Source organism: Bacteroidota bacterium, from assembly GCA_016213405.1.
Taxonomy (GTDB): domain Bacteria; phylum Bacteroidota; class Bacteroidia; order Palsa-948; family Palsa-948; genus Palsa-948.
In genome coordinates this window covers 36,207-58,068 of sequence record JACRAM010000057.1, presented here as the reverse complement: position 1 = coordinate 58,068, position 21,862 = coordinate 36,207, and the positions used below count along the sequence as shown (strand labels likewise).

Annotated in this window: 23 protein-coding genes and 1 pseudogene; 21 read left to right on the top strand and 3 right to left on the bottom strand. The window is 38.4% G+C overall.

All coding sequences use genetic code 11. From position 1 onward, the window contains the following. Positions 1–27 precede the first annotated feature (27 nt). From HY841_06810 to HY841_06800, 3 genes are read left to right on the top strand one after another with little or no spacing between them, the layout of a single operon-like run. Positions 28–2,301 (top strand): patatin-like phospholipase family protein, encoded by a 2,274-nt coding sequence (locus tag HY841_06810; protein MBI4930454.1) that lies wholly within the window; start codon positions 28–30, stop codon positions 2,299–2,301. 51 nt (positions 2,302–2,352) lie between these two features. Continuing rightward, entirely contained in the window at positions 2,353–4,257 is a 1,905-nt protein-coding gene (locus HY841_06805) for a RecQ family ATP-dependent DNA helicase (protein ID MBI4930453.1), read from the top strand. Continuing rightward, on the top strand, positions 4,254–4,829 hold the full coding sequence (locus HY841_06800) for a DNA-3-methyladenine glycosylase (protein ID MBI4930452.1): 576 nt from the start codon (positions 4,254–4,256) through the stop codon (positions 4,827–4,829). Before HY841_06805 ends, HY841_06800 begins: the two co-directional genes overlap by 4 nt. On the opposite strand, the gene HY841_06795 is transcribed toward HY841_06800, so the two are convergent. Beyond that, positions 4,826–5,338, bottom strand: coding sequence for a hypothetical protein (locus tag HY841_06795; GenBank protein ID MBI4930451.1), 513 nt, complete (start codon positions 5,336–5,338; stop codon positions 4,826–4,828). The two genes, HY841_06800 and HY841_06795, sit on opposite strands and share 4 nt — an antisense overlap. A 29-nt stretch (positions 5,339–5,367) precedes the next feature. Continuing rightward, positions 5,368–6,267 carry a hypothetical protein gene (locus HY841_06790; GenBank protein ID MBI4930450.1) on the bottom strand — a complete coding sequence of 300 codons (900 nt, stop codon included), beginning with the start codon at positions 6,265–6,267 and terminating at the stop codon, positions 5,368–5,370. A gap of 126 nt (positions 6,268–6,393) precedes the next feature. Between HY841_06790 and HY841_06785 the strand changes: the two genes are divergently transcribed. The 7 genes and pseudogenes from HY841_06785 (at position 6,394) to HY841_06755 (ending at position 11,240) form a co-directional block, all read left to right on the top strand. Next, positions 6,394–7,587: a class I SAM-dependent rRNA methyltransferase gene (locus tag HY841_06785; protein MBI4930449.1), complete on the top strand. Its 1,194-nt coding sequence runs from the start codon at positions 6,394–6,396 to the stop codon at positions 7,585–7,587. Between the two features lie 36 nt (positions 7,588–7,623). Beyond that, positions 7,624–7,971 (top strand): hypothetical protein, encoded by a 348-nt coding sequence (locus HY841_06780; GenBank protein ID MBI4930448.1) that lies wholly within the window; start codon positions 7,624–7,626, stop codon positions 7,969–7,971. A gap of 5 nt (positions 7,972–7,976) precedes the next feature. Then, positions 7,977–8,942: a methionyl-tRNA formyltransferase gene (locus tag HY841_06775; GenBank protein MBI4930447.1), complete on the top strand. Its 966-nt coding sequence runs from the start codon at positions 7,977–7,979 to the stop codon at positions 8,940–8,942. Position 8,943: 1 nt separating this feature from the next. Then, positions 8,944–10,008, top strand: a complete 1,065-nt coding sequence (locus tag HY841_06770; GenBank protein MBI4930446.1) for an agmatinase family protein — start codon at positions 8,944–8,946, stop codon at positions 10,006–10,008. Positions 10,009–10,072: 64 nt separating this feature from the next. Beyond that, on the top strand, positions 10,073–10,414 hold the full coding sequence (locus HY841_06765; protein MBI4930445.1) for a GIY-YIG nuclease family protein: 342 nt from the start codon (positions 10,073–10,075) through the stop codon (positions 10,412–10,414). Between the two features lie 15 nt (positions 10,415–10,429). Next, positions 10,430–11,107: an RNA methyltransferase gene (locus HY841_06760; protein MBI4930444.1), complete on the top strand. Its 678-nt coding sequence runs from the start codon at positions 10,430–10,432 to the stop codon at positions 11,105–11,107. A gap of 55 nt (positions 11,108–11,162) precedes the next feature. Then, a pseudogene (locus tag HY841_06755) lies at positions 11,163–11,240 on the top strand (30S ribosomal protein THX). A gap of 382 nt (positions 11,241–11,622) precedes the next feature. On the opposite strand, the gene HY841_06750 reads toward HY841_06755, so the two are convergent. After that, positions 11,623–12,642, bottom strand: coding sequence for a hypothetical protein (locus tag HY841_06750; protein ID MBI4930443.1), 1,020 nt, complete (start codon positions 12,640–12,642; stop codon positions 11,623–11,625). A 284-nt stretch (positions 12,643–12,926) separates the two neighbouring features. On the opposite strand from HY841_06750, the gene HY841_06745 reads away from it, so the two are divergent. The 11 genes from HY841_06745 to HY841_06695 all read left to right on the top strand — a co-directional run bounded on the left by HY841_06745 (position 12,927) and on the right by HY841_06695 (position 21,788). After that, positions 12,927–13,163 (top strand): helix-turn-helix transcriptional regulator, encoded by a 237-nt coding sequence (locus HY841_06745; protein MBI4930442.1) that lies wholly within the window; start codon positions 12,927–12,929, stop codon positions 13,161–13,163. A gap of 361 nt (positions 13,164–13,524) precedes the next feature. Then, positions 13,525–14,457, top strand: a complete 933-nt coding sequence (locus HY841_06740) for a hypothetical protein (protein ID MBI4930441.1) — start codon at positions 13,525–13,527, stop codon at positions 14,455–14,457. A gap of 98 nt (positions 14,458–14,555) precedes the next feature. Next, on the top strand, positions 14,556–15,650 hold the full coding sequence (locus HY841_06735; protein MBI4930440.1) for an acyl-CoA desaturase: 1,095 nt from the start codon (positions 14,556–14,558) through the stop codon (positions 15,648–15,650). 7 nt (positions 15,651–15,657) lie between these two features. Next, a complete protein-coding gene (locus HY841_06730) occupies positions 15,658–16,296 on the top strand; it encodes a hypothetical protein (protein MBI4930439.1) in 639 nt (212 codons plus the stop codon). 251 nt (positions 16,297–16,547) lie between these two features. Next, positions 16,548–17,234: an outer membrane beta-barrel protein gene (locus HY841_06725; protein ID MBI4930438.1), complete on the top strand. Its 687-nt coding sequence runs from the start codon at positions 16,548–16,550 to the stop codon at positions 17,232–17,234. 45 nt (positions 17,235–17,279) lie between these two features. Then, a complete protein-coding gene (locus HY841_06720; GenBank protein MBI4930437.1) occupies positions 17,280–18,449 on the top strand; it encodes a hypothetical protein in 1,170 nt (389 codons plus the stop codon). Positions 18,450–18,553: 104 nt separating this feature from the next. Then, complete coding sequence (locus HY841_06715; GenBank protein ID MBI4930436.1) at positions 18,554–18,874, top strand: hypothetical protein; 321 nt, start codon at positions 18,554–18,556, stop codon at positions 18,872–18,874. Positions 18,875–18,884: 10 nt separating this feature from the next. Then, positions 18,885–19,907, top strand: a complete 1,023-nt coding sequence (locus HY841_06710; GenBank protein ID MBI4930435.1) for a hypothetical protein — start codon at positions 18,885–18,887, stop codon at positions 19,905–19,907. A gap of 3 nt (positions 19,908–19,910) precedes the next feature. After that, positions 19,911–20,177 (top strand): hypothetical protein, encoded by a 267-nt coding sequence (locus HY841_06705; protein MBI4930434.1) that lies wholly within the window; start codon positions 19,911–19,913, stop codon positions 20,175–20,177. An 81-nt stretch (positions 20,178–20,258) separates the two neighbouring features. After that, positions 20,259–20,816 carry a hypothetical protein gene (locus HY841_06700; protein ID MBI4930433.1) on the top strand — a complete coding sequence of 186 codons (558 nt, stop codon included), beginning with the start codon at positions 20,259–20,261 and terminating at the stop codon, positions 20,814–20,816. A 45-nt stretch (positions 20,817–20,861) separates the two neighbouring features. After that, positions 20,862–21,788 (top strand): class I SAM-dependent methyltransferase, encoded by a 927-nt coding sequence (locus HY841_06695; protein MBI4930432.1) that lies wholly within the window; start codon positions 20,862–20,864, stop codon positions 21,786–21,788. Positions 21,789–21,862: the final 74 nt, after the last annotated feature.

The window sequence follows — 21,862 nt, the reverse complement described above, 5'->3', positions numbered from 1 at the left end:
ATTCGGTTTTGTTCCGTAAAAGAGAGTATGAAAAAATTATTTCTGCATCCAAGTTTTAGACGGTTTATTTTCTTTTTCCCATTCCAGTTGCTTTTTCTTCATCTGAAAAAAAATATTCTCCTTCTTTCCATCTGGGGTTTGCTTTTTGGTATCGTTACCCAGTCGTTTGCTCCCCGCTATGGAATTCCTTATTTATTCCTGAATCCTGAATATCTTGATGAGGTTTCTGCACTTTCTTATTTTATCGTTGGCTTTGCCTGCGGAGGATTCACCATGGCATTCAATATTGCCAGTTATATACTTAACAGTTTTCGCTTTCCTTTTCTTGCCACGCTTTCACACCCGTTTACAAAATATTGCATCAATAATTACATTATTCCGTGTGTTTTCCTTTTTGTTTATGTGTGGAACATTATTTCATTTCTCAGAGGCGAACAAATTTATTCTGTCACTGAGATTATGACTTTTGTTGGAGGATTTCTTGGTGGGTTTACTTTATTTGTGGTGGTAACTCTTTTATATTTTTTCAGGACGAATAAAGACATTCACAGAATGTTTGGTGTGAAACCACAGGAAGAAAAAGATACGAAACTGCTTCAGCGTTTTCAGAAAAGAAGTGATTCGTGGAAAAACCCCTACCTTATAAAAGAATCCCGCGACTGGTATGTAGAAACGTATCTGAGTAATTTATTTCGCGTCCGTCTGGTTCGTGCTGTGCGGCACTATAAGCGCGAGATGCTTAAAAAGGTTTTTAGCCAGAATTACAGGAATGCTGGAATATATTCTTCCATTGCAATAATCACGCTGCTCGGATTTGGATTTTTTCGTGAAGTGCCTTTTCTCATGTTCCCCGCAGGTGCTAGTGTTTTTCTTTTGCTCACTATGCTCATCATGCTTCCTGTTCCCTTGTATACTATTTTTAAAGGATGGGCTCCGGTAGTACTTCTTCTGTTTATGGTTGTCCTGAATTATTTATATCAATTTGATTTTTTCAATAACATTAATAAAGTATATGGTTTAAATTACGAAACTGAAAAAGCTATTTTTAACAACAAACGCCTGAATGAATTTGCTTCGCAGAAAGATACAGCCGCTGCTGATTTCAAAAATATGATTGAGATTCTGAATAAATGGAGATTGAAAAACCTGAAATCAACGTTAGAAAAAAATGAAAAACCAAAGTTTGTAATAGTATGCACAAGCGGTGGCGGACTTCGTTCTTCCCTGTGGACTTTTCAATCTTTGCAGTTTGCAGATAGTTTATTGCAAGGTGAATTAATGAAACATATTGCACTCATTACCGGTGCCTCTGGCGGAATGATTGGCGCTGCTTATTTGCGTGAACGTTACTGGCAAAGTCAATCGGGCAAAGCAAATCTCTATAGCCAAAATTATCTCTCTGATGTCTCAAAAGATATTTTGAATTCAGTTGCCTTCAGCATTGCCACCAGCGATTGGTTTCTTTCTTTACAAAAAGTAAGCTATGGAAAATATAAGTACAATAAGGACAGAGGTTATGTTTTTGAAGAGCGGATGGATGAAAATCTGGGAAATGTTTTTGAAGGAAAGCGATTATTTGATTACCGATTAGTAGAATCAGAAGCGATTGTGCCGATGATGATTTTTTCTCCAACGATTGTAAATGACGGAAGAAAGCTTATTGTTTCGTCACTTCCTGTTTCATTTCTAACGCAGAACGCGAAAACTGCAAATCTCCATGTTACACAGCTGAATGATGGGATCGAGTTTTCCCGCTTCTTCAGAAAACAAAGTGCCGACAGCATTTTATTTACAAGTGTTTTGAGGATGAGTTCAACCTTTCCTTACATCACACCGATAGTTTCTCTGCCCAGCGAGCCCGCCATCGAAATAATGGATGCTGGCATGCGTGATAATTACGGAATAGAAGTGGCGTTGAAATATTTATATGTTTTCAAAAATTGGATAGAAACAAATACCAGTGGAGTTGTCATCATACAAATCCGTGACAGGCACAAAGAGTTTCCCATAGAAGAAAATCCTTTGCCCACTATGATGGGTGCTCTCACCCGCCCTCTAGGAAGTTTTTACGGAAATCTTTTTTATATGCAGGATTTCACTCAGAGCCAGGAAATTGAATTTATCAGCTCGTGGTTCAACGGGCAGATTGATATTGTTGATTTTGACCTGAAGAATGAAGTTCCAGACAAGATTTCTCTTTCATGGCATCTTACCAATCACGAAAAACAAAAAGTTGCAAACTCTATTGACCTTCCTGAAAACCGTGAATCCATAGATAAACTCCGCAGACTCTTAGAGTGATTTTTCTAAAAGTACGATTCGTATATTCGTACTTGATTAGCTATTTGTACAATGACTATTCAGCAAATACTTCTTAAGCACTGGGGTTACAGTCAGTTTCGTCCCTTACAGGAAGAAATTATTAATTCTGTTCTTGATGAAAATGATACGCTTGCGCTGATGCCAACAGGTGGAGGTAAGTCAATTTGTTTTCAGGTTCCCGCATTAGTGAAAGAAGGAACCTGCCTTGTGATTTCTCCCCTCATCGCTTTAATGAAAGATCAGGTAGAAAATCTGAAAGCGAAAGGAATTAAGGCAATGGCGATAACATCCGCCATGAACAAAAGGGAAATTGACATTGCGTTTGATAATTGCGTGCACGGCAATTATAAATTTCTTTATCTCTCTCCTGAAAGACTGGAAACTGAGATTGCGCGTGAGAGAATTAAGAAAATGAAAGTAAACCTGATTGCAGTGGATGAAGCACATTGCATTTCTCAGTGGGGATATGATTTCCGTCCGAGCTATATGAAGATTGCTGAATTGCGGGAACTTGTTCCTGCAATTCCTATTCTGGCTCTTACTGCTACTGCTACTCCTGAAGTCGCAAAAGACATTCAGCAAAAACTTTTATTTAAAAAGGAAAATCTTCTGAAAAAAAGTTTTGAAAGAAAAAATCTTGCTTATGTGGTGGTGAAGGAAGAAGATAAAATGAATCGTCTTTTAAAAATCATTGCAAAAATTAAGGGAACTGGAATTGTGTATGTGCGTAACCGAAAAAAAACTCAGGAGATTGCAGATTTCCTTCATCGTAGTAAAATCAGCGCGGATTTTTATCACGCAGGACTTGAAGCTCATATTCGCGATGCGAAACAAGAATCGTGGATTCAGAATAAAGTACGTGTGATTGTTTGCACCAATGCCTTCGGTATGGGAATAGATAAGCCTGATGTTCGTTTTGTGGTTCACATGGATTTACCTGATTGTATTGAAGCGTATTTTCAGGAAGCGGGAAGGGCAGGGCGCGATGAAAAAAAATCATATGCGGTTTTGCTTTATAATGACTCAGATAAAATTGAAATGGAACACAATCTCCAGATGAGTTTTCCTGCCATGGAAGAGATAAAAAAAACATATCAGGCGCTTGCCAACTATTTTCAGATTCCCATTGGAGCAGGGCAAGGCAGCATGTTTGAATTTGACATAAGTGATTTCTGTTCGCATTATAGTTTGAATCATCTTATTGCTTTTAACGCCATAAAATTCCTTGAGAAGGAAGGATACATCTCGATGACAGATGCTTTTTATCAGCCCTCGCGGATTCATTTTAGCATTAATAAGGAAGAGTTGTATAAATTTCAGGTAGAACATACTGGGTTTGATGAATTCATAAAATTGTTATTACGATCTTATTCGGGTGTCTTTGACGGGTACGTAAAGATTGCTGAGCAGGAACTCGGAAAGAGAATGGGAAAATCAGTTGATAATATAAGAGCACTTCTTAATGAACTTGAAAAGTTGGAGGTGCTTTCTTATCTCCCTCAAACTGAAATGCCAAAAATGATTTTTCTCAGAGAAAGAATTGACGCAAAGAACATTCATATCTCATCTGAGAATTTTCAAAAAAGGAAACAAAAATCAGTTGAGCGGAAAGATGGGATGCTTCATTATGTTGAATCAAAAACTAAATGCCGAAACGTAATGCTCCTTTCTTATTTTGGCGAAACCGATTCTTACCGATGCGGCATCTGTGATTTCTGCCTTGAAAGAAACAAACTTGAATTGAGTAATCTTGAATTTGAAAAAGTGACTGAACAGTTGAAAATCCTGCTTGCAAAAAGATCGCTTTCACTTTCAGAATTGGTTAATGCTATAAAAAACTCGTCAGAGGATAAAAGCATTAAGGTGATTCAATGGCTGATAGATAATAATAAATTAGTGTATGACGAGGGCAACAAACTTTCTTGGCATAAATGAAACTCCCGCGCGAATTCTATACGAGACAAAATACTGTTCTCATAGCAAAAGAGCTTCTTGGTAAAGTTTTGTATACCAGGTTTGATGAAAAAATTTCTGCTGGTATTATCACTGAAACGGAAGCTTATGCAGGAGAAACAGACCGTGCTTCTCATGCATATGGCGGCAGAAGAACTAATCGGACAGAAACAATGTATTCTGTTGGCGGAACTGCCTATGTGTATCTCTGTTATGGGATGCATCACTTATTTAATGTGGTTACTAATGAAAAAAATATTCCACATGCTGTACTGATCAGAGGAATTAAACCACTTGAGGGAATCGAAATAATTTTAATAAGGAGAGGAAAGAAAAAAAACTATGTTCATATCTGTTCAGGACCAGGAACTGTTTCACAGGGGTTAGGAATCAATACAACTCACACAGGAATAAATCTGCTCGGAAATAAAATATGGATTGAAGATAAAGGAGTAATTGTTTCCAAAAGGCAGATAACAAAAAGCCCCCGCATAGGTGTTGACTATGCAGGGGCTGATGCTTTGTTGCCCTATAGATTTTTAGTTAATAGTTAGAAACCTGTTTTGTCGCTTCTTCGGTGTTCAATGAGCAATCCCGCGCACATTCCTTCCTGTCCTTTCACCATATCTTTTTTCGCGTCTTTTCCATCGCCACCCGGAAGAACAACCTGAATGTTTACGCTTCGGGTATTTTCGTTACTTATTTGAATCTCCTGAGTATTATTATCAGTTGTATTATCATATAACACTTCGCCTGTTTTTGCATCTTTAATCAGGAAGTTTGCCTGAGTTTCATCTTCCGTGCAAACAGAAATATGATAATCCATTCCTTTGTAGAATACTGCTTTTATGGTTGACTGCTGCCCTTTTGCGAAAAGTCCGCTGCGGGATTGCCCGTTATAAGCAAATCCTTCGTCAGGCGAACGGAGACAGGATTTTCTGTGAAAATCCGTGCAGGGGTTTGAAGCAGCAACCTTTGGAACATTTCCATATCGCTGTGCCATTCCAACAAATGATGCAATGCTGAATAGGAGAGAGAGAGAGAGGGATGCAAACTTTTTCATGATATTTTTTTTTGAGTTATTGTCTGATATTATTTTGGCATTGTGAAACTATCGTGTATGTTTTTTACTTTTTCTGCAATCGCTTTGTACTGCGCTTCTGTGATGGTGATTTTTGTTCCTCCTCCAAGTACCTTCTTACCGCCTTTTGCAGAAACCGTGCCACTTGTAGCTTCTTCTTTTAATTGGTCATAAACGCCTTTTAATTCGTTCAATTGACCAGTGACGGAAACAACATTTGCATCTTCTTTATATTTATCAAGGTATCCCAAAAGATTATCTAAAGTATATTTCTGTTCTGCGATGCGGTCAATAGCCGGGTTATCAGCTTTATATTTTTTTACCATGTTAGTAACCAAATTCATACTTTCAATCCATCCGCCAACAATAACGAGTGCAAGCACACTTGCTTTGTCGCTTTTCTCCAATTCAGCAATAGCAGAAAAATAAAGTGTATTTGAAATATCAGTTAAAGAATCATTTTTGCCGATATTGCTTTTAATACGGTCTGCTGTGGATTGGCTGATAACATTTGAAATACCAAGATCATCGCCTAATTTTTTCACATTCACAAAATACTTGAGAGCTTCTGTTCCGTAATCAAATGTGGAGCAATAAAGAAAATCAGTAGCGTAAATTCCAAAATTGAGTGCTTTGGATTTTGTTTCTACATAATTTTTGTAATTGTCAGGATTATTCAAGTAGGTAGTACTTTTTCCTTCACCGCCAACATCCTTCATAAAAGAAAACATCTCATCGGGCGATGGAATAGAAATATATTCCTGAGGTTGCTCAGGAACAGCGTTCATAGCGGAGGAATCCACAGCGGTTGAGTCCACTGCATTATTATCCGTTTTGTCTGTAGAATTTCCGCAAGAAGAAAGAAAACCAGCCAGCACTAAGGCATTGGCAAGTAGAATTAGTTTTTTCATTGGATTTATTAGTCTTGTTTAAGTTGATGGCAAATGTAGTAAAAATATTATTGCACAAATTTGATAAATAATAGGATACTAAGCCAAAAACTTATCTTTGCGCCCTTTTATATGTAGATTTACTTTATGGGATTCCTCAAAATCACGCTCTCTTCAGGAAAAGACCAATCGCTTCGCAGGTTTCACCCATGGGTTTTTTCAGGTGCGATAAAAAAGGTGAAGGATAAGGTTGAGGTTAAGGATGGAGACATTGTTGAAGTGTTCGACAATAAAGACGAATTCCTCGGCATAGGGCATTATCAGGATTCAAGTATTGCTGTGCGAATTTTTTCTTTTGAAAAGATAAATCCTGATTCTGATTTTTGGAAATCAAAAATTAAAAACGCTTACGACTTTCGAAAAAAAATAGGGCTTGCAGAAAATCCTGCCACTAATTGCTATCGGCTTGTTTTCGCAGAAGGGGACGGTTTGCCCGGACTCATCATTGATTATTACAACGGAACCTGTGTAATGCAATGCCATTCTATCGGGATGCATCTTGCAAAAAATGAAATCGTGGAAGCGCTGAAAGAAATTTATGGAGAAAAGCTATTAGCTGTTTACGATAAAAGTGCGGAAACCCTTCCTAAAAAATATGCCGAAGGCGTAAAGAACGAATATCTTTTTGGAAAAGGGACCGATGAACAACATTTGATTTTTGAAAACGGATTATCCTTCTGGTCAGATTGGAAAGGCGGTCAGAAAACAGGGTTCTTTCTTGACCAGCGTGAGAACCGCCAGATGCTTGCGCGCTACTCCCAAGAAAAAAATATTCTCAATGCTTTTTGCTATACGGGAGCATTTTCGGTTTATGCTTTGAATGCAGGAGCAAACGAAGTTCATTCTGTGGATAGTTCAAAGCGAGCCATTGAACTCGCTGAAAAAAATGTGAAGATGAATTCCTTTTCCGGCAAACATAAATCCTTTGCTGCGGATGTTTGTGATTTTCTGAAAAACAAAAAAGATGTGTATGATGTGATGGTGCTTGATCCTCCCGCATTTGCCAAGCATTTTAATGTTCGCCACAATGCGTTGATGGGATATAAACGATTGAACATTGAAGCGCTGAAACAGATTAAGGCAGGAGGAATTCTTTTCACTTTTTCCTGCTCGCAGGTGATTGACCGCCCGCTTTTTGAAAAAACAATTTTATCCGCAGCGATAATAGCCGGAAGAAACGTTCGCGTGCTTCATCATCTTTCTCAAGCCCCCGACCATGCTGTAAACATTTTCCATCCTGAAGGAGAATACTTAAAAGGGCTTGTGCTTTTTGTCGAATGAACATTCTTTCTTCGTAAGTTTGGCAAAACATTTTTCATGAAAAAAATATTTTTTATTTCTGTATTGTTGAGTAGTGGTTCTTGGTTCTTTTCCTCCTGTCATTGTAAAAAGAAAACAACCACAGATACAGTAACTTCCATTGAACAAAAAAGAGATTTTGAAAAAGAAGGATATACTAAAGCTACTGTGATTTATTATGAAGTTTCCGGATGTGAATATATTCTCAAACTGGAGGATGAAAAAAAATTAGAGCCGACCAATCTTTCTTTGGGATTTAAGAAAGACTTATTGTCTGTTTGGATAAAGTATATTCCTAAAAAGAATGCCGTGAGCACTTGTATGGCAGGGCAAATTGTTGAACTCACCGATATTCAAGGACGCTGATAATTATGGATGAAAAACTACGCATAGTTTTTTTCGGCACTCCTGAATTTGCAGTCGCTTCTTTAGATATGCTGATGAAAAATAATTATGACGTTGTTGGAATTGTCACCGCTGCTGATAAACCTGCGGGAAGAGGGCTTGAGTTAAAGTTTTCAGCAGTGAAAGAGTACGCGATGAGTAAAAACATCAGTGTGCTCCAGCCAGAAAATTTAAAGAGCGAAGAATTTCTCAGTCAGATGAAAGAACTGAATCCCAATCTTGGCATTGTTGTCGCGTTTCGGAAACTTCCGAAAAAAGTTTGGTCATTCCCTTCACTTGGAACATTTAATCTTCATGCCTCGCTTCTTCCACATTACCGCGGAGCCGCACCTATCAACTGGGCAATCATCAATGGGGAAAAAGAAAGCGGTGTCACTACTTTTTTTCTTGATGACGAAATTGATACTGGAAAAATAATTCTTCGCGCTAAAGAAAATATCCGGGAAGAAGACAACGCGGGAGATTTATACGAACGCTTAATGAAAGACGGTGCGGATCTGATGCTCAAAACTGTTCGGGCTATAGAATCAGGAAATTATACTCCTGAAGACCAGTTAACTTATCTGAAGCCCAGTGAAAAACCAAAACTTGCCCCGAAGATTTTTAAAGAGGATTGCAAAATAAACTGGAAGAAAAAAGCGGAAGATGTTTATGATTTTATCCGCGGATTAAGCCCGTACCCTACAGCATGGACTGAAGTCAAAAAAGAAAATGAAATTTTATCTTTAAAAATATTCAGCGCTTCAAAAGAAATAGTCAATCATCAGAATGAACTGGGCTCAATACAAACGGATGGAAAATTGTTTGTTAAGATTGCCGTGAAAGAAGGATTTATTAATCTTTTGGAGTTGCAATTAGCAGGAAGAAAAAAAATGAACATTGAAGAATTTCTAAGAGGTTTTAATTTTAATGAATGGAAAATAATTCTATAGCATGAGCAAAGAATCTAAATTTAAAAACTTCGACCCGAATAGTCCCGCAACAGGCGATGGAAATATTTTCGGACTTCCATTCACAACCGATGAAGCGGAACTCATTCTCATTCCCGTGCCTTGGGATGTAACTGTTTCGTATGCTGAAGGAACATCATGCGGTCCGCAGGCGATTTTTGAGGCTTCGGCTCAGGTGGATTTGTTTGACCCGCTGGTGAAAGATTCCTGGAAGATTGGTGTGGCAATGGAAGAAATTTCAAAAGAGATTTTCAAAAAGAATACTGCGCTGAGAAAAATTTCTTCCAAATATATCAGCAACGTTGAAAAAGGTATTTCAACGGATACTCCTGCTATGAAAAGTATCTGTACTGTGGTAAATAAAGGTTGTACAGAATTAAAGTCATGGGTAAAAAAATCTGCGGAAAAACATCTGAAGAAAAATAAATTAGTCGGACTGGTTGGTGGAGACCACAGTACTCCGCTTGGATTAATGGAAGCGCTGGCTGAAAAACATTCTGGGTTTGGTATTTTACAAATAGATGCGCACTGTGATTTGAGAAAAGCATATGAAGGATTTAAGTATTCCCATGCTTCCATTATGTATAATGCATTAAGAATTCCTCAGATAAAAAAACTCGTTCAGGTTGGAATCCGCGACTGGTGCGAAGAGGAAAATAATTATATCAATTCTTCGAATGGAAAAGTGAAAACATTTTTTGATTTTCAGCTGAAAGAGCAATTGTATCGCAGCAGAAGTTGGGTTTCCATCTGCTCTGATATTATACAGGAACTGCCTAAACACGTTTATATAAGTTTTGATATTGACGGGCTTGATCCTAAACTTTGCCCGAACAGCGGAACACCTGTTCCCGGAGGTTTGGAATTCGAGCAGGCAGTTTTCTTGTTTGAAATGCTTGCCCGCTCCGGAAAGAAAATCATTGGTTTTGACCTGAACGAAGTAGCTCCGGGAAATAATGAATGGAATGGAAACGTAGGTGCAAGAATGCTTTTCAGGATGTGCAATCTTGCAGCCGCATCAAACGGTTTAGCAACATTTAATCAATAATTCCAATGTCATCCCGAGCGGAGTCGAGGGAGAGTTGAAGAGTAAGTCAAAAAGAAATAGAGAAATGAAAAATTATTATGTGTACATACTCAAATGCTCTGATGATTCATATTATACTGGCGTTACAAATAATCTGGAAAGGCGTTTCATAGAACACGAAGAAGGAATTGATTCAGAATGTTATACTTTTTCAAGACGACCTTTAGAGATAGTCTTTTATCAAATGTATAATGACATACATCAGGCAATTGCCATAGAAAAGAAGATTAAAAAATGGTCAAGAAAAAAGAAAGAGGCTATCATTCAAGATAAGTGGGATGACCTCAAGGAACTTTCGATTTGTAAAAATGAAACAAGCCATTTGAATTCTAAAAAAGTGAAAGCGCTTCGACTCCGCTCAGCGTGACAGCCAAAGTAATCAATGAATCAAGAACTAATAAAATATCTCTCCTCCTTCATCACGGAGAGCCGCATGCAAAAGTTTGATGCGCTTATTCAGCACCGCACTCGCCATCTTACTGTTGTACTTGAAGACATCTACCAGCCTCACAATGCTGCTGCTGTGCTCCGTTCATGCGATTGTTTCGGCATTCAGGATGTACACGTAATTGAAAATCAAAACAAGTTTGAAGCAAACCCCGATGTGGAATTGGGTTCAGCAAAATGGATTACGCTTATCAAACACAACGCAAAAAAAAATAATACAGAAGATTGTATTGCTTTTTTGAAAAAGAACGGATATAAAATCGTTGTCACTTCTCCTCATAAAAACGATTGCTCCATAGAAGAACTCGACATCACAAATAAAACTGCTCTTTTCTTTGGCACAGAAATGCGGGGTGCAACTCCTGTTGCCTTTGAAAAAGCAGATGGGTTTGTAAAAATTCCTATGGTGGGATTTACCGAGAGCTTAAACATTTCTGTTTCGGCTGCTGTTACGCTTTATACGCTTGCTTCACGCCTGAAAAAAACTTCTGTGAACTGGAAGTTATCACCTGAAGAAGAACAGGAAATTCTCCTCCAGTGGCTAAAAAATTCTGTTCCGAAATCTGAAATTTTAGAAAAGGATTTTATCCGAAATTCTTCCAAAGCCTCGTAGGGATATTTGCATATATTTGCGACCCAATTAAATAGTAACAAAAAAATATAAAGTCATGGGAAAAGGAGATATCCGCACCAAAAGAGGAAAAATATGGAGAGGCACTACAGGAGTTAGCCGTCCTCGCAAAAAAAGCAAAGGTATTCGCCCGGCTGCTCCGGTTCGTAAGGTAAAAGTGTTGAAAGACCTGCCGAAAATAGCCGCTGAACAAATCGTGAAAAAGCCGGTTGTTGAAGCAGTTAAACCGCAAGTAGCAGAAGTAGTTACTCCTGCAGTTGAAGTGGTTAAACCGGTTGTTGCAGAAACAGTCTCTGCGGTTGTCCATAAGGACTCCTTCGGAGAAGCACCAGTCCATACCGAAACAAAAGCAACTAAGAAAAAAGAGAAAAGCCCGGCAAAGAAAGTTAGCAAACCTGTAGCGAAGAAGGCTCCTGTGGCAAAAAAAACTGCGGCTAAAAAACCAACAGCGAAGAAGAAAAAGAAGTAAACTCCGTATTGCCTGCTTTGATTATCCGTCAGGATTCTGAAATACGGGTAACAACAGCAGAAACTTTTTCATGGCATTTTTTGAAAAACTTGTGGCGCTGCTTTTCTCCCATCCCGCTTATCTGAGTAGATTTCTTCATCAGGTTTTTCAGCCATGATTCGGTTTCATCACAGAAGACTTTATTGGTGGTTGCCATGGAATTAAATGTATTGTGCGTGAGATAAAGCACCCGTGCATTTCCCGCAGTAACAAAAATGTGATTGTTGGTAAGAATCACTTCGCTGTGATAGAAGGTAAAGTTCCCCTCATTCTCAGCCCACTTTTCTTCTTTAATGAATTTAGAACTTTTTTCTGCCTGCTTTTCAAGCGAGTTGAGAATTTTTGTCAGGCTGTCGCAAACTAAGAAAGCTTTTTCCTTAGAATCAAACCAGCCCGATTCCCAGGCAAAGTCAAGCATGGCGAGGTTGCTTGAAAAAGTATCGTTATGCCAGATTTCTATAGAAGGGATTTGAATATAGGTATCGGTGATGCGCTTACAGGTTTCAATGAAATCATTCCTGATTTCGGAAGGGTCAAATTTTTTTCCTTCAACGGATGGTAAATTCAAAATAGCTTTCTGCCACCAATACATTTTGAATGCCGCGTATTCAGGAAGGTAAAACTGGTGAAAGATGGGAATATCACTTGCCGCATAAATAATCTGCTTGGGATGAGAGGCGTTTATCCGCTGCAAATCATTGTAAATATTTTTCAGGTAATCTTCAAACCCCGATTCATCCTGAATCATTTTTCGGAACTGGAAAGTGGCGGAAGTATTTTCGTCTGAAGCCACAATGGCATCAGGTGGAATTTTATAATGGCGGCAGAGTTTCACCATTTCATCCATGCTCAGCACGCTTTCACCGCGCATTCTGCGGTAAGCGCCATCGGCACTTATTTCAAGCACATCGGCTATTTCATTGGCAAGCGAAATGTTTGCAGGCGCAAGATGCTTTAACTTTTCAAAAAACTTTAACTGGATAGGATTTTTTGTTGTGGTTTCTTCCATTTTAGTTTATCGAATTGTAATTATTTCATTAGAAATGTTTTGCAAGATATGATTTTTATCAATTATGCATTGGCGAAAAATGCAAAAAGTGATTTCGTTTTACAGTTTCGGGCAAGCTTTTGCAAGATTCCATTTGGTTTTTAATTTCTTTTAGTTCAAATCCGTTTTTATTGCCGGATAAGCCGACTTACATTTGTTGTATGAAAATAAAAATAGGTCATCATACAAACTACCCGACAACAAATGTGTTGCCCATCCTTTAATAACTATAACCGATATTAGCAATGCCAAAAAGTTCTCACATATATATAGATGCCGATTTGCTGAAACTTATAGCAAGGATTAAATGGATTAGAAGGCAATTGGGTTACAGCCAGGAGAAACTTGCCTATGAAATGAATAGAGACAAGTCGAGCATACAGCGGTTAGAACGCGGGGTAGTAAATCCTGGTTTTTTGTATGTGCGTGATATTGCAAAAGCATTGGGTGTTCCGCTCAGAATATTAATGGATATAAATTAAGAATACAATGAGCATAAAAAAGTTTAAAGCATGGGTTCGCGCAAATCCGAAGGGCAAAACAAAGTTTGAAAGATGGGTTTTCACAAATCCGAAGGGTAGAAAAAAGTTTGAAGTATGGGTTCGCACAAATACGAGAGGGAGAAAAAAGTTTGAAACATGGGTTCGTATAAATGAGAGGGGCATAAAAAAGTTCAAAATATGAGTTCGCACAAATGCGACAGGTATAAAAAAGATTGAAACATTAGTTCGCATAAATGCGAGAGGCGTAAAAAAGTTTAAAACATAGTATCGCACAAATGCGAGAGGCAAAAAAACAACTAATAATAAATAATCACTAAACAATAACCAATAATCAATCACAATGAGCATAACAAGAAAACTTCCCGACTCAGACGAAAAGCGCAACATCGCCCTGAGCGGAGCAAAAACCAAAAAAGACAACACCGCACCGGCTAACATCGCCATTACTCCAAACACTATCACACGGTTGGATGCCATGCAGCCGCTGTTTTCATCGCTGATGCAGGCGCGGGCAAACAAACTTCAGGCGCAAACCGATTCCACCACGGTGAAAGAAACCGCTCAGGCAAGAGCGCGCATGTTCGTATCGCATTTCATTCAGGCATTTAATAATGGAGTGGATAGAGGAATGTTTCCCCCATCGCACCGCGCATTTTACCAGTTGGATGTGAACTCAAACAGCGTCCCTGACATCAGCACCGAACCCCTGCTCACCCAGTGGTGGCAGCGATTGATTGACGGAGATGCCGCGCGCATTGCCGCAGGCGGAGCGCCCATGGCGATGCCCACTATTGCTGAAGTAACTTTTGAATACAACGCCTTCAAGAATGCCAACATTGCGCAGAGCACGGCAAAAAATAATTATGACAGCGCGCAGGAAGATGTGGAAGACCAGCGCGAAGAAGCCGACAAAATAATTTTGAAAGTTTGGGACGAAGTGGAAACATTTTTTAATGAAGAACCCATCACCAGCAAGCGCAACAAAGCCCGCGAATGGGGATTGGTGTATGTCAGCACTGTGAAAACAACCATCCGCGGAAAAGGGCGCCATGCCGTTACCGCAGCCGCCCTTGCAGGAATGAGCGCGCGCCTGGTTGAAACCAACGAAAGCGCAGTAACCGATGCCAATGGCGACTTTGAACTTGTAACCGGTTTTGTGGGACCCGGCAATATGGAATTTGCAAAACCATTATTCGTCACCGACACCAAAGCCCTTAACATTCCCGAAGGAGGCGACCTCACTCAGGATGTGAATCTCCAACCCGTAGGATAAAATCCAACGGGTTAAAGCCGCAGCCGTGTTGAAAACATCTTTTAAACTTTTCCAGCCCAGCATCAAACCGGGTTGGAAAGGTTTTTATAAAAAAAGTCATGGAAAATAATACAATCAAATTTGGCAGACCATTACATACTCCTTTTTACAAAGAGGTTAAAGAAAAAACTGATAACTATTTTATTTCAAAAGGATATGGAAAAAAGGCGAATAGAGCCATGATTCTTAAAATGGTAATTATTGCTTTTTTATTCTTTGGTTCCTATGCCGCTTTATTAAGTAACAGGTTTAGTGAACAAACCCTGCTGCTGCTTGCGTTATTATTCGGACTTTCACAAGCATTAATTGCCTTTAATATTTCTCATGATGCTTCGCACAATGCTCTGTTTAGTAATTCAAAACTGAATAAACTATTTTCATATTCTTTCAATTTAATAGGCGTGAACAGGTATATTTGGGATATAAAGCATAACGTTTCTCACCATTCTTTTACCAACGTTCCTGGTTATGATATGGATATTGAACAAATAAAAATTGCAAGATTGGTGAACCATGTTAAACTAAAATGGTTTTATCGCTATCAGCATATCTATGTGCCGCTGCTCTATCCGGTCACAAGTTTATACATGATTTTCATAAAAGATTTTCAACTGTTCGCCACAAAAAAATTCGGAAATAATAATTTTTATAATCATCCCAAAAAAGAATATCTGATTTTATTTGTTTCTAAACTGGTTTACTTTACGTATGCTTTGGTCATTCCATTAGTTTTTATAAATCTTGTCTGCTGGAAAATATTAATCGGCTTTTTTTTAATGCACTTTGTTTTGGGCGTGTTTCTTGCCATCATCTTTTTTCCTGTTCATGCGTTAGATGACAGTCCATTTCCTGAACCAGATAATGGCATAATAGATAATAGCTGGGCAGTGCATCAGGTAGAAGTGACTACCAACTTTGGCGTTAATAACAAGATATTATTTTGGTTAAGCGGAGGGCTTAACACTCATATCGCTCATCACCTTTTTTCTTCCGTTTGCCATATTCATTATTTTGATCTTACTCAAATAATACGGGCAACTGCTTTAAAACATAATATCAGGTTTAGAGAAAATACAATTTTTCAGGCATTATCTTCTCATATAAATCTTTTAAAGATTATGGGAAGAACTGAAAAATTAGCAGGCAAAATATAATTCAGTTATGGTAACCGCCTTCACCGATCTTTTATTGGCAATTTTTTGTTTTTGGTGTTACAAATCATTGTCAAAACTGCGGATAGGGAATACTTACATTACTCAATGGCGATTATTCTTTTTATTTCTTTGTGTATCCACTTTTTTGGGTGTTGTGGTTCATGGCTTGCCTTGGGAACACACTTCCGGCTACTATATAATTACTTGGCTTATCATGCAGTGCATTGCAGGCGTTTCTTTGTTTTATGCACAAGTAGCGGCATGTAAAGAAGAAATAGCTGATGTTAACAAGCATAAATTATTTTTTACTATTTCTCTGGTGCAGCTATTTGTTTTTTTCGCTTGCGTATTTTATTTTAAAAACTTTTTGGTTGTTTCTGTCAATTCATTAGTTGGCTTAGTGCAACTTGTTGTATTGTATTTTCCAACATCAATCCGCACCCGAAAATATAAAGCGATGATATTCTCTGGTTTTATTATATCTTTTTCTACCATTTATATTCATTCAAAAAAAATATCACTTGCTTCATGGTTTAATCATAATGATATTTCGCATATGATAATGTTATTTAGCTTGCTTTTTATCTATTTCGGGTTAAAACACAAATACAAAAGTGCATTTAAATACAAAGAAAGTTTAGTTTAAATCAACATTGTGCGAAAATTCTTTTGCAGTATTCAATAATTTACTTTTTCCATTTGCATAAAATGCAAAAACACCTGCCTTCAAGCATAGTACCGCGCTCTTTTTGCAGAAATCGCTAAGAGTTCAGTTTCTCTCTATCTCAAATCCGTTTTTTCTCTTCGCCAATAGGGCACATCTTTGTTTCATCAAAACCCGTAGGATAACATCCAACGGGTCAAACGGAAAACAAACACAAACCAAAATCAATTAAAATGAAAACAAAACTCACAATCATTACACTGTTGCTTGCAGCAAGTGCATTTACAAAAGCACAGGAAATTCCTACAGCGCCCACTAAACCTGCTGATGAGAAAAAACAGAAGGATAGAATCATAGGCATAGGGCTGAAATCATCCAACCTGTTGAATGATTTATTACAAAGCCAATACGAATATGTTATGCCTGCCGGCAACAGGATAGTGGTAACCATTAACGCCCATCCGAATTTCAGAATACAACCTGAAGTTGGTTATTTTCAAACGAAAAGTTACAATAAATATTTGAAAGAAGATTTAGTCAACAAAAGTTTTGCCTACGGAGCGGGCATGTATGGAATGTGGCAAAAAGAAAAAACCAATTTATATGCGGGATTAAAATACATAGCATCTAAAAACAGTGATGAGGGTGTGCAACAAACCACAACCTATAATCCCAACCCTCCTTATAATACTATAACTACATATAATAAAACTACCGCAACCTTTACTAACAGCGCGGTGGGGCTTGTGCTGGGCGGAGAATATTTTTTAAGCGGGCATTTCAGCGTTGGCACCGAAGTGGGATTACTGCGCACAAAATCCAATGCGGATTATCCGTCTGGTTCTTATTACCAAGAGGAGGATTATGCCTCCACTTCTATCACGACTGAAACCAACTTGCTCGTGAGATTTTATTTCTAAGAAATATTTTTATAACAATAACAATTAAAATCAAAATCAACAACAATGAAAACAACAAATCAAACAATCAAAACAATGATGCTCGGTATTATAATGTGCGGGGCAATCATTAGTTCAAGTGCACAAAACCAAGCCAAGCCCGTGGCAGCAGTGCTGGGTATTGACAGCAAAGGCGTTATATCAGATGCTGAAGCAGTCGGCTACATGGTTCGGCTCGAAATGGAGAAAGCAAACGTGTACAATGTAATGGACAAATACGATGTGGCAGAAGGTGTGAAGAAAAACAACATTGATGCGAAAACCTGTTTTGGAAAATCATGCGTGGTGGCGGCTGGAAAATCGCTGGGAGTTGACAAGATGATTACAGGAAGCGTGGAGCGATTCGGAGAAAAGATTGTGATCTCACTTAAAGTGATTGATGTAAAAACAGAAGTGGTTGAGAAACAAGATGCGACTGAGTATCTGAATCTACAGCCCGAATTGCAGAAGATGATAGCTATTTCGGTGCAGAAGATGATGGGTATTACGCCTGACCAAAACTTGGTGAACCTTCTTATCAATTACGATACGCCTGTTGAAAGCCCGAAGACGCAACTGAGATTGAATGGTCCAAGAATGGGCGGCTCAATGGTGTTTGGCGATGGAGCAAAAGTTCTTCAGGAGCCTTCAGCTGACAAAGGCGGTTTTGATATGTATCCTGTAATGTTCGATTGCGGATGGCAGCATGAATGGCAATACCTGAGTGCCGGAAATTTTCAGGCACTGGTGGAGTTCATCCCTATGATCAGCGGGCTTGAATCGGGTAAGTTCATTCCTTCCGTAACTTTTATGAATGGCTTCAGATTTGGAAAAGGAGGATGGGAATTTGCTTTCGGTCCCAGTTTCAGAATTGTTCAAAAAGCAAAAGGATTTTATGATACAAATAATTCTTTAGGTGCTGGCAACGATGCATGGCACTTAGAGAATGAGTGGAATATTATGGATACAGTTGCCGGCATTCCTCGCCCTGTACCCAATCCCTATTCGACTGAAAAACGATTAGACAGCCGCGGTTCTTCTGCTCTGTCCGCCCGATTGGTTTTAGCTGTAGGAAGAACATTTAAATCTGGTTACCTGAATATTCCCGTGAATGTGTTTGTAGTGCCTGATAAGGCAGGAACAACGGTTGGCGTTTCATTCGGGTTTAATATTTATAAAAAACCAAGAGTTCAATAAACCTTCACCTATTTCACCGATGAGAAACAGTATGATTACACCGATTAAAGCAAAAGAATCGGTGTAATCATTTTTAAAATCGGTGCAATCAAAAAATACAAACCATGTCTAACTTAATTATCCTCTCATTTGCACTGGTGTTCTCTTTTTCATCAGCCATGCAAAACAAAGCGCCTGACCTTACCAAACCGGAAGACATAAAAGCACTCGGAATAGGAAAAATTATTGAAAAGGATAACTCTGTAATAAAGAACATCAATCTTCTGGAAATAAAAGAATACTGGATTGTGTACGAAAAGAATTCAAGCACACATGATAAGATGATGGATGTTATTAGCAGGATTGAATTTACTGAAAGCAAATGGGGTCCCTTGAAGCTTGAATTTCATAACAACAAACCCGAAACGCATTATCTGAATTACTAAACTAATTTTCATGAAAATAATATTATATATATCAGTAATCAGCAACCGGCTGTCGGTCATCAGCATAATTTTTCTTTCCATCTGCTTTCTGCTTGGTCTCAATCCCTTCGGAACATCTTACGTCTTGCTGGCGCAAGATAGCACCCTGCCCCAGGGCAATAGCCGCATTCAACTTTTTTCAGGAAAGGAAATAAAACATGTTCGCCTCTGGAAAATTGATACCACAAAGGTGGAATATGTTATAAATGGAAACCTTATGGATGTAAAAACTTCGGATGTAAAAAAAATTGAAACGCCCACTTATCTCATTACATTTAATGAAGAGAAAAAAATCCTGAAAAAAAATTATGATTTAATTGTTCCCTATTATGGAGACACCATTCGCTGTTTTATTCTAAAGGAAGATGAATGGGTGATTTCATATCTGCCAGCCGGAAGCGATACGAAGAAAAGCATCACGAAGAGTGCTGTAAAAACTTATTTGCAGTGGCCCGAGCAAAAACCTGAAACGCCTGCCCCAACCTTAAAGGGAGAAGAAGCAGGGAAGAACATGAAGAAAGAAATACCAGATACTTCGCAGCACCCTTTAGGGCTGGTGGCAAACGAACAAAGAACGATTCCTGCTCAAACAAATGCAGATGATTATTATGATGCAAAAAAGAAACTTCAGGTTTCTGTCCCTTTGGGAGAAGTAGATGAAAAAGAAAAATGGAATAATATGCAGTCATCTTATTATTATCAAAGTTATCAGCGCGGAGTGAGCGATGCTGTTCGGAATTACAAAGGTGGTTGGGCGGCTGGTGGCTTTTGCACGGGCATGACTTTCGGTTCTCCGTTTGTTTCATCCGCAGCAATAAATTCTAAAGTGTCGTTTGAAAAAATTCCTTCGGGTGTGGATGAGAAATTATATCGCAATGGTTATGAAAATGAAATGGTGAAAATGAGAACAAAAAAAGCAGCGGGTGGCGCATCCGTGGCAAAAGGAATAATCGGTTTTATAATTTTTATTGCTCTTGCTTCTGCAGGGCTTTAAGTGGTGGATGATGGAAATAAAAACAAAGCAATACGTAACTTATTCAAAATACATATGTTTATAAGTTTGTCCATGTTTCTTTGGGTGCCTATGTTTGTACAAACAGATGACAGTACAAAAAAACAAAAAACACATAATAATGTTGAGAAGAAAGATTCTATCTCCTTTTCAAAATGTGCAAGAGCAAGGATTGTTATTAAAGATGAAACAACTGATCAAATTCAAACTAAACAAGAAACAGCAACAAAAAAATTCATTATACAAAAATAAAACACAATAAAAACAAAGCTCCTGCTCCTGTTATTTCTTCTCTCATTTATTACTTCGTGCACTATTGAACAAAGAAAATATATGCCCGGTTATCATATTGAGTGGAACAGCAAGAGAAATAATCCGGAAGAAAAACAAACAGCAAGAAAAGAAAACACCCAGGCTTTGTCGGGGCAGGCAGAAACAGAAACTGTTTTTAATGAAGATGTATTAAGCGCTGACAATAACTCTGATATTCAAACTATCTCCTTCAAGAAAAAACCTCCTGTAGTTTTCAGCGAACCACCTTTAATCTTGAATGAAAACAAAAGCGTTGCCGATGGTATTATCATAACAAAAAGAGGTGATACGATTCATTGCAAAATCATCAGAGAAACTTCTGTGCGTATTTACTATGTAAAAAATGAAGTTTCCGTTTCGCAGGATTCTGCGATGAGCAAAGTTGAACAATCTATCTTAAGAACAGATGTAGCATCCTATAATTGGGATTCAAAAGCGAAAACCGACAAGCAAATGCAGGAAAATAATAGCTCTGTTACTAATAAAATAGTTATTGTAATCATACTTGTAATTATTGTGATTGTAGTATTTTTAGCACTTTTGTCGAGGGCATTAAGTGGTTTTTACTTCTCCATATAAACAGATAGAAATTTACTCCATAGAACAAATAAAAAATAAAAAAACATGGCAGACCAAAAACACTTAGATGCGCACTATACACGGATGGATAAAATATTCCGTTTAAGCTTAGGCGACAAAGGCGCTTACAGCTGCGCCCGGTTTGATGGAGATTTTTCCATGACCACGGAAGCAGCGCAACTCAAAAAATACCAGTTCATTATTGATGGATGTAATATCAAAAACGGCTCAAAAGTGTTGGATATGGGATGCGGGTGGGGCAACTTTGTAGATTATTTAGGCGGGATGGGAGTAGATGCGTATGGTGTGGTATTAGCCAAAGGACAGGCGGATGCCTGCATAAAAAACGGTTTGAAAGTTAAACACATGAACTCTAAAGATATTACTCCTGAAACATTCGGAAAGTTTGATGCCATAACTGCAATGGGAAGCCCCGAACATTTATGTTCTGTGGAAGAATATGCAGCAGGCGAGCAGGAAAAAATTTATAAAAAATATTTTAAGCAAGTAGCCAGTTTGCTTCCAGTAGGTGGACGTTTTTATTGCCAATCAATGGTGTTCGGTCCTAATATGGTGAAGTTCGAAGATATCCCCTTTGATAAAACCGATTTAAGCAAAAAAGAATTTACAAACGAAGAATACATGGATATCATCTGCCGTGTGTTTCCCGGCTCATGGCTTCCCTATGGAAAAGAAGGATTGATTAACCCCGCCACCGAAGAACATTTCAAATTAATATCGGTTGACAGCGGCAGGTTCGATTACATCGAAACCATTCACCGGTGGACAGCCGCATTTACTAAATTCAGTTTCCGCAAGTATTTGCTTTTCGCATCTTTCATCCCCGATTATTTATTTGACCCCACTTTCAGAGAATGGATGCGCAGGTTTAAAATACAAGCCAACCTGCATGTGTTCACCCGGCACATCTTTGATCATTACAGGATTGTATTTGAAAAGGTGAAAGATTAAGGTAGAGCTGGTTATCCGAAAAGATCAAAAATTAAAAACCCATCCCGCGCAGTGCGGAATGGGTTTTATTATTA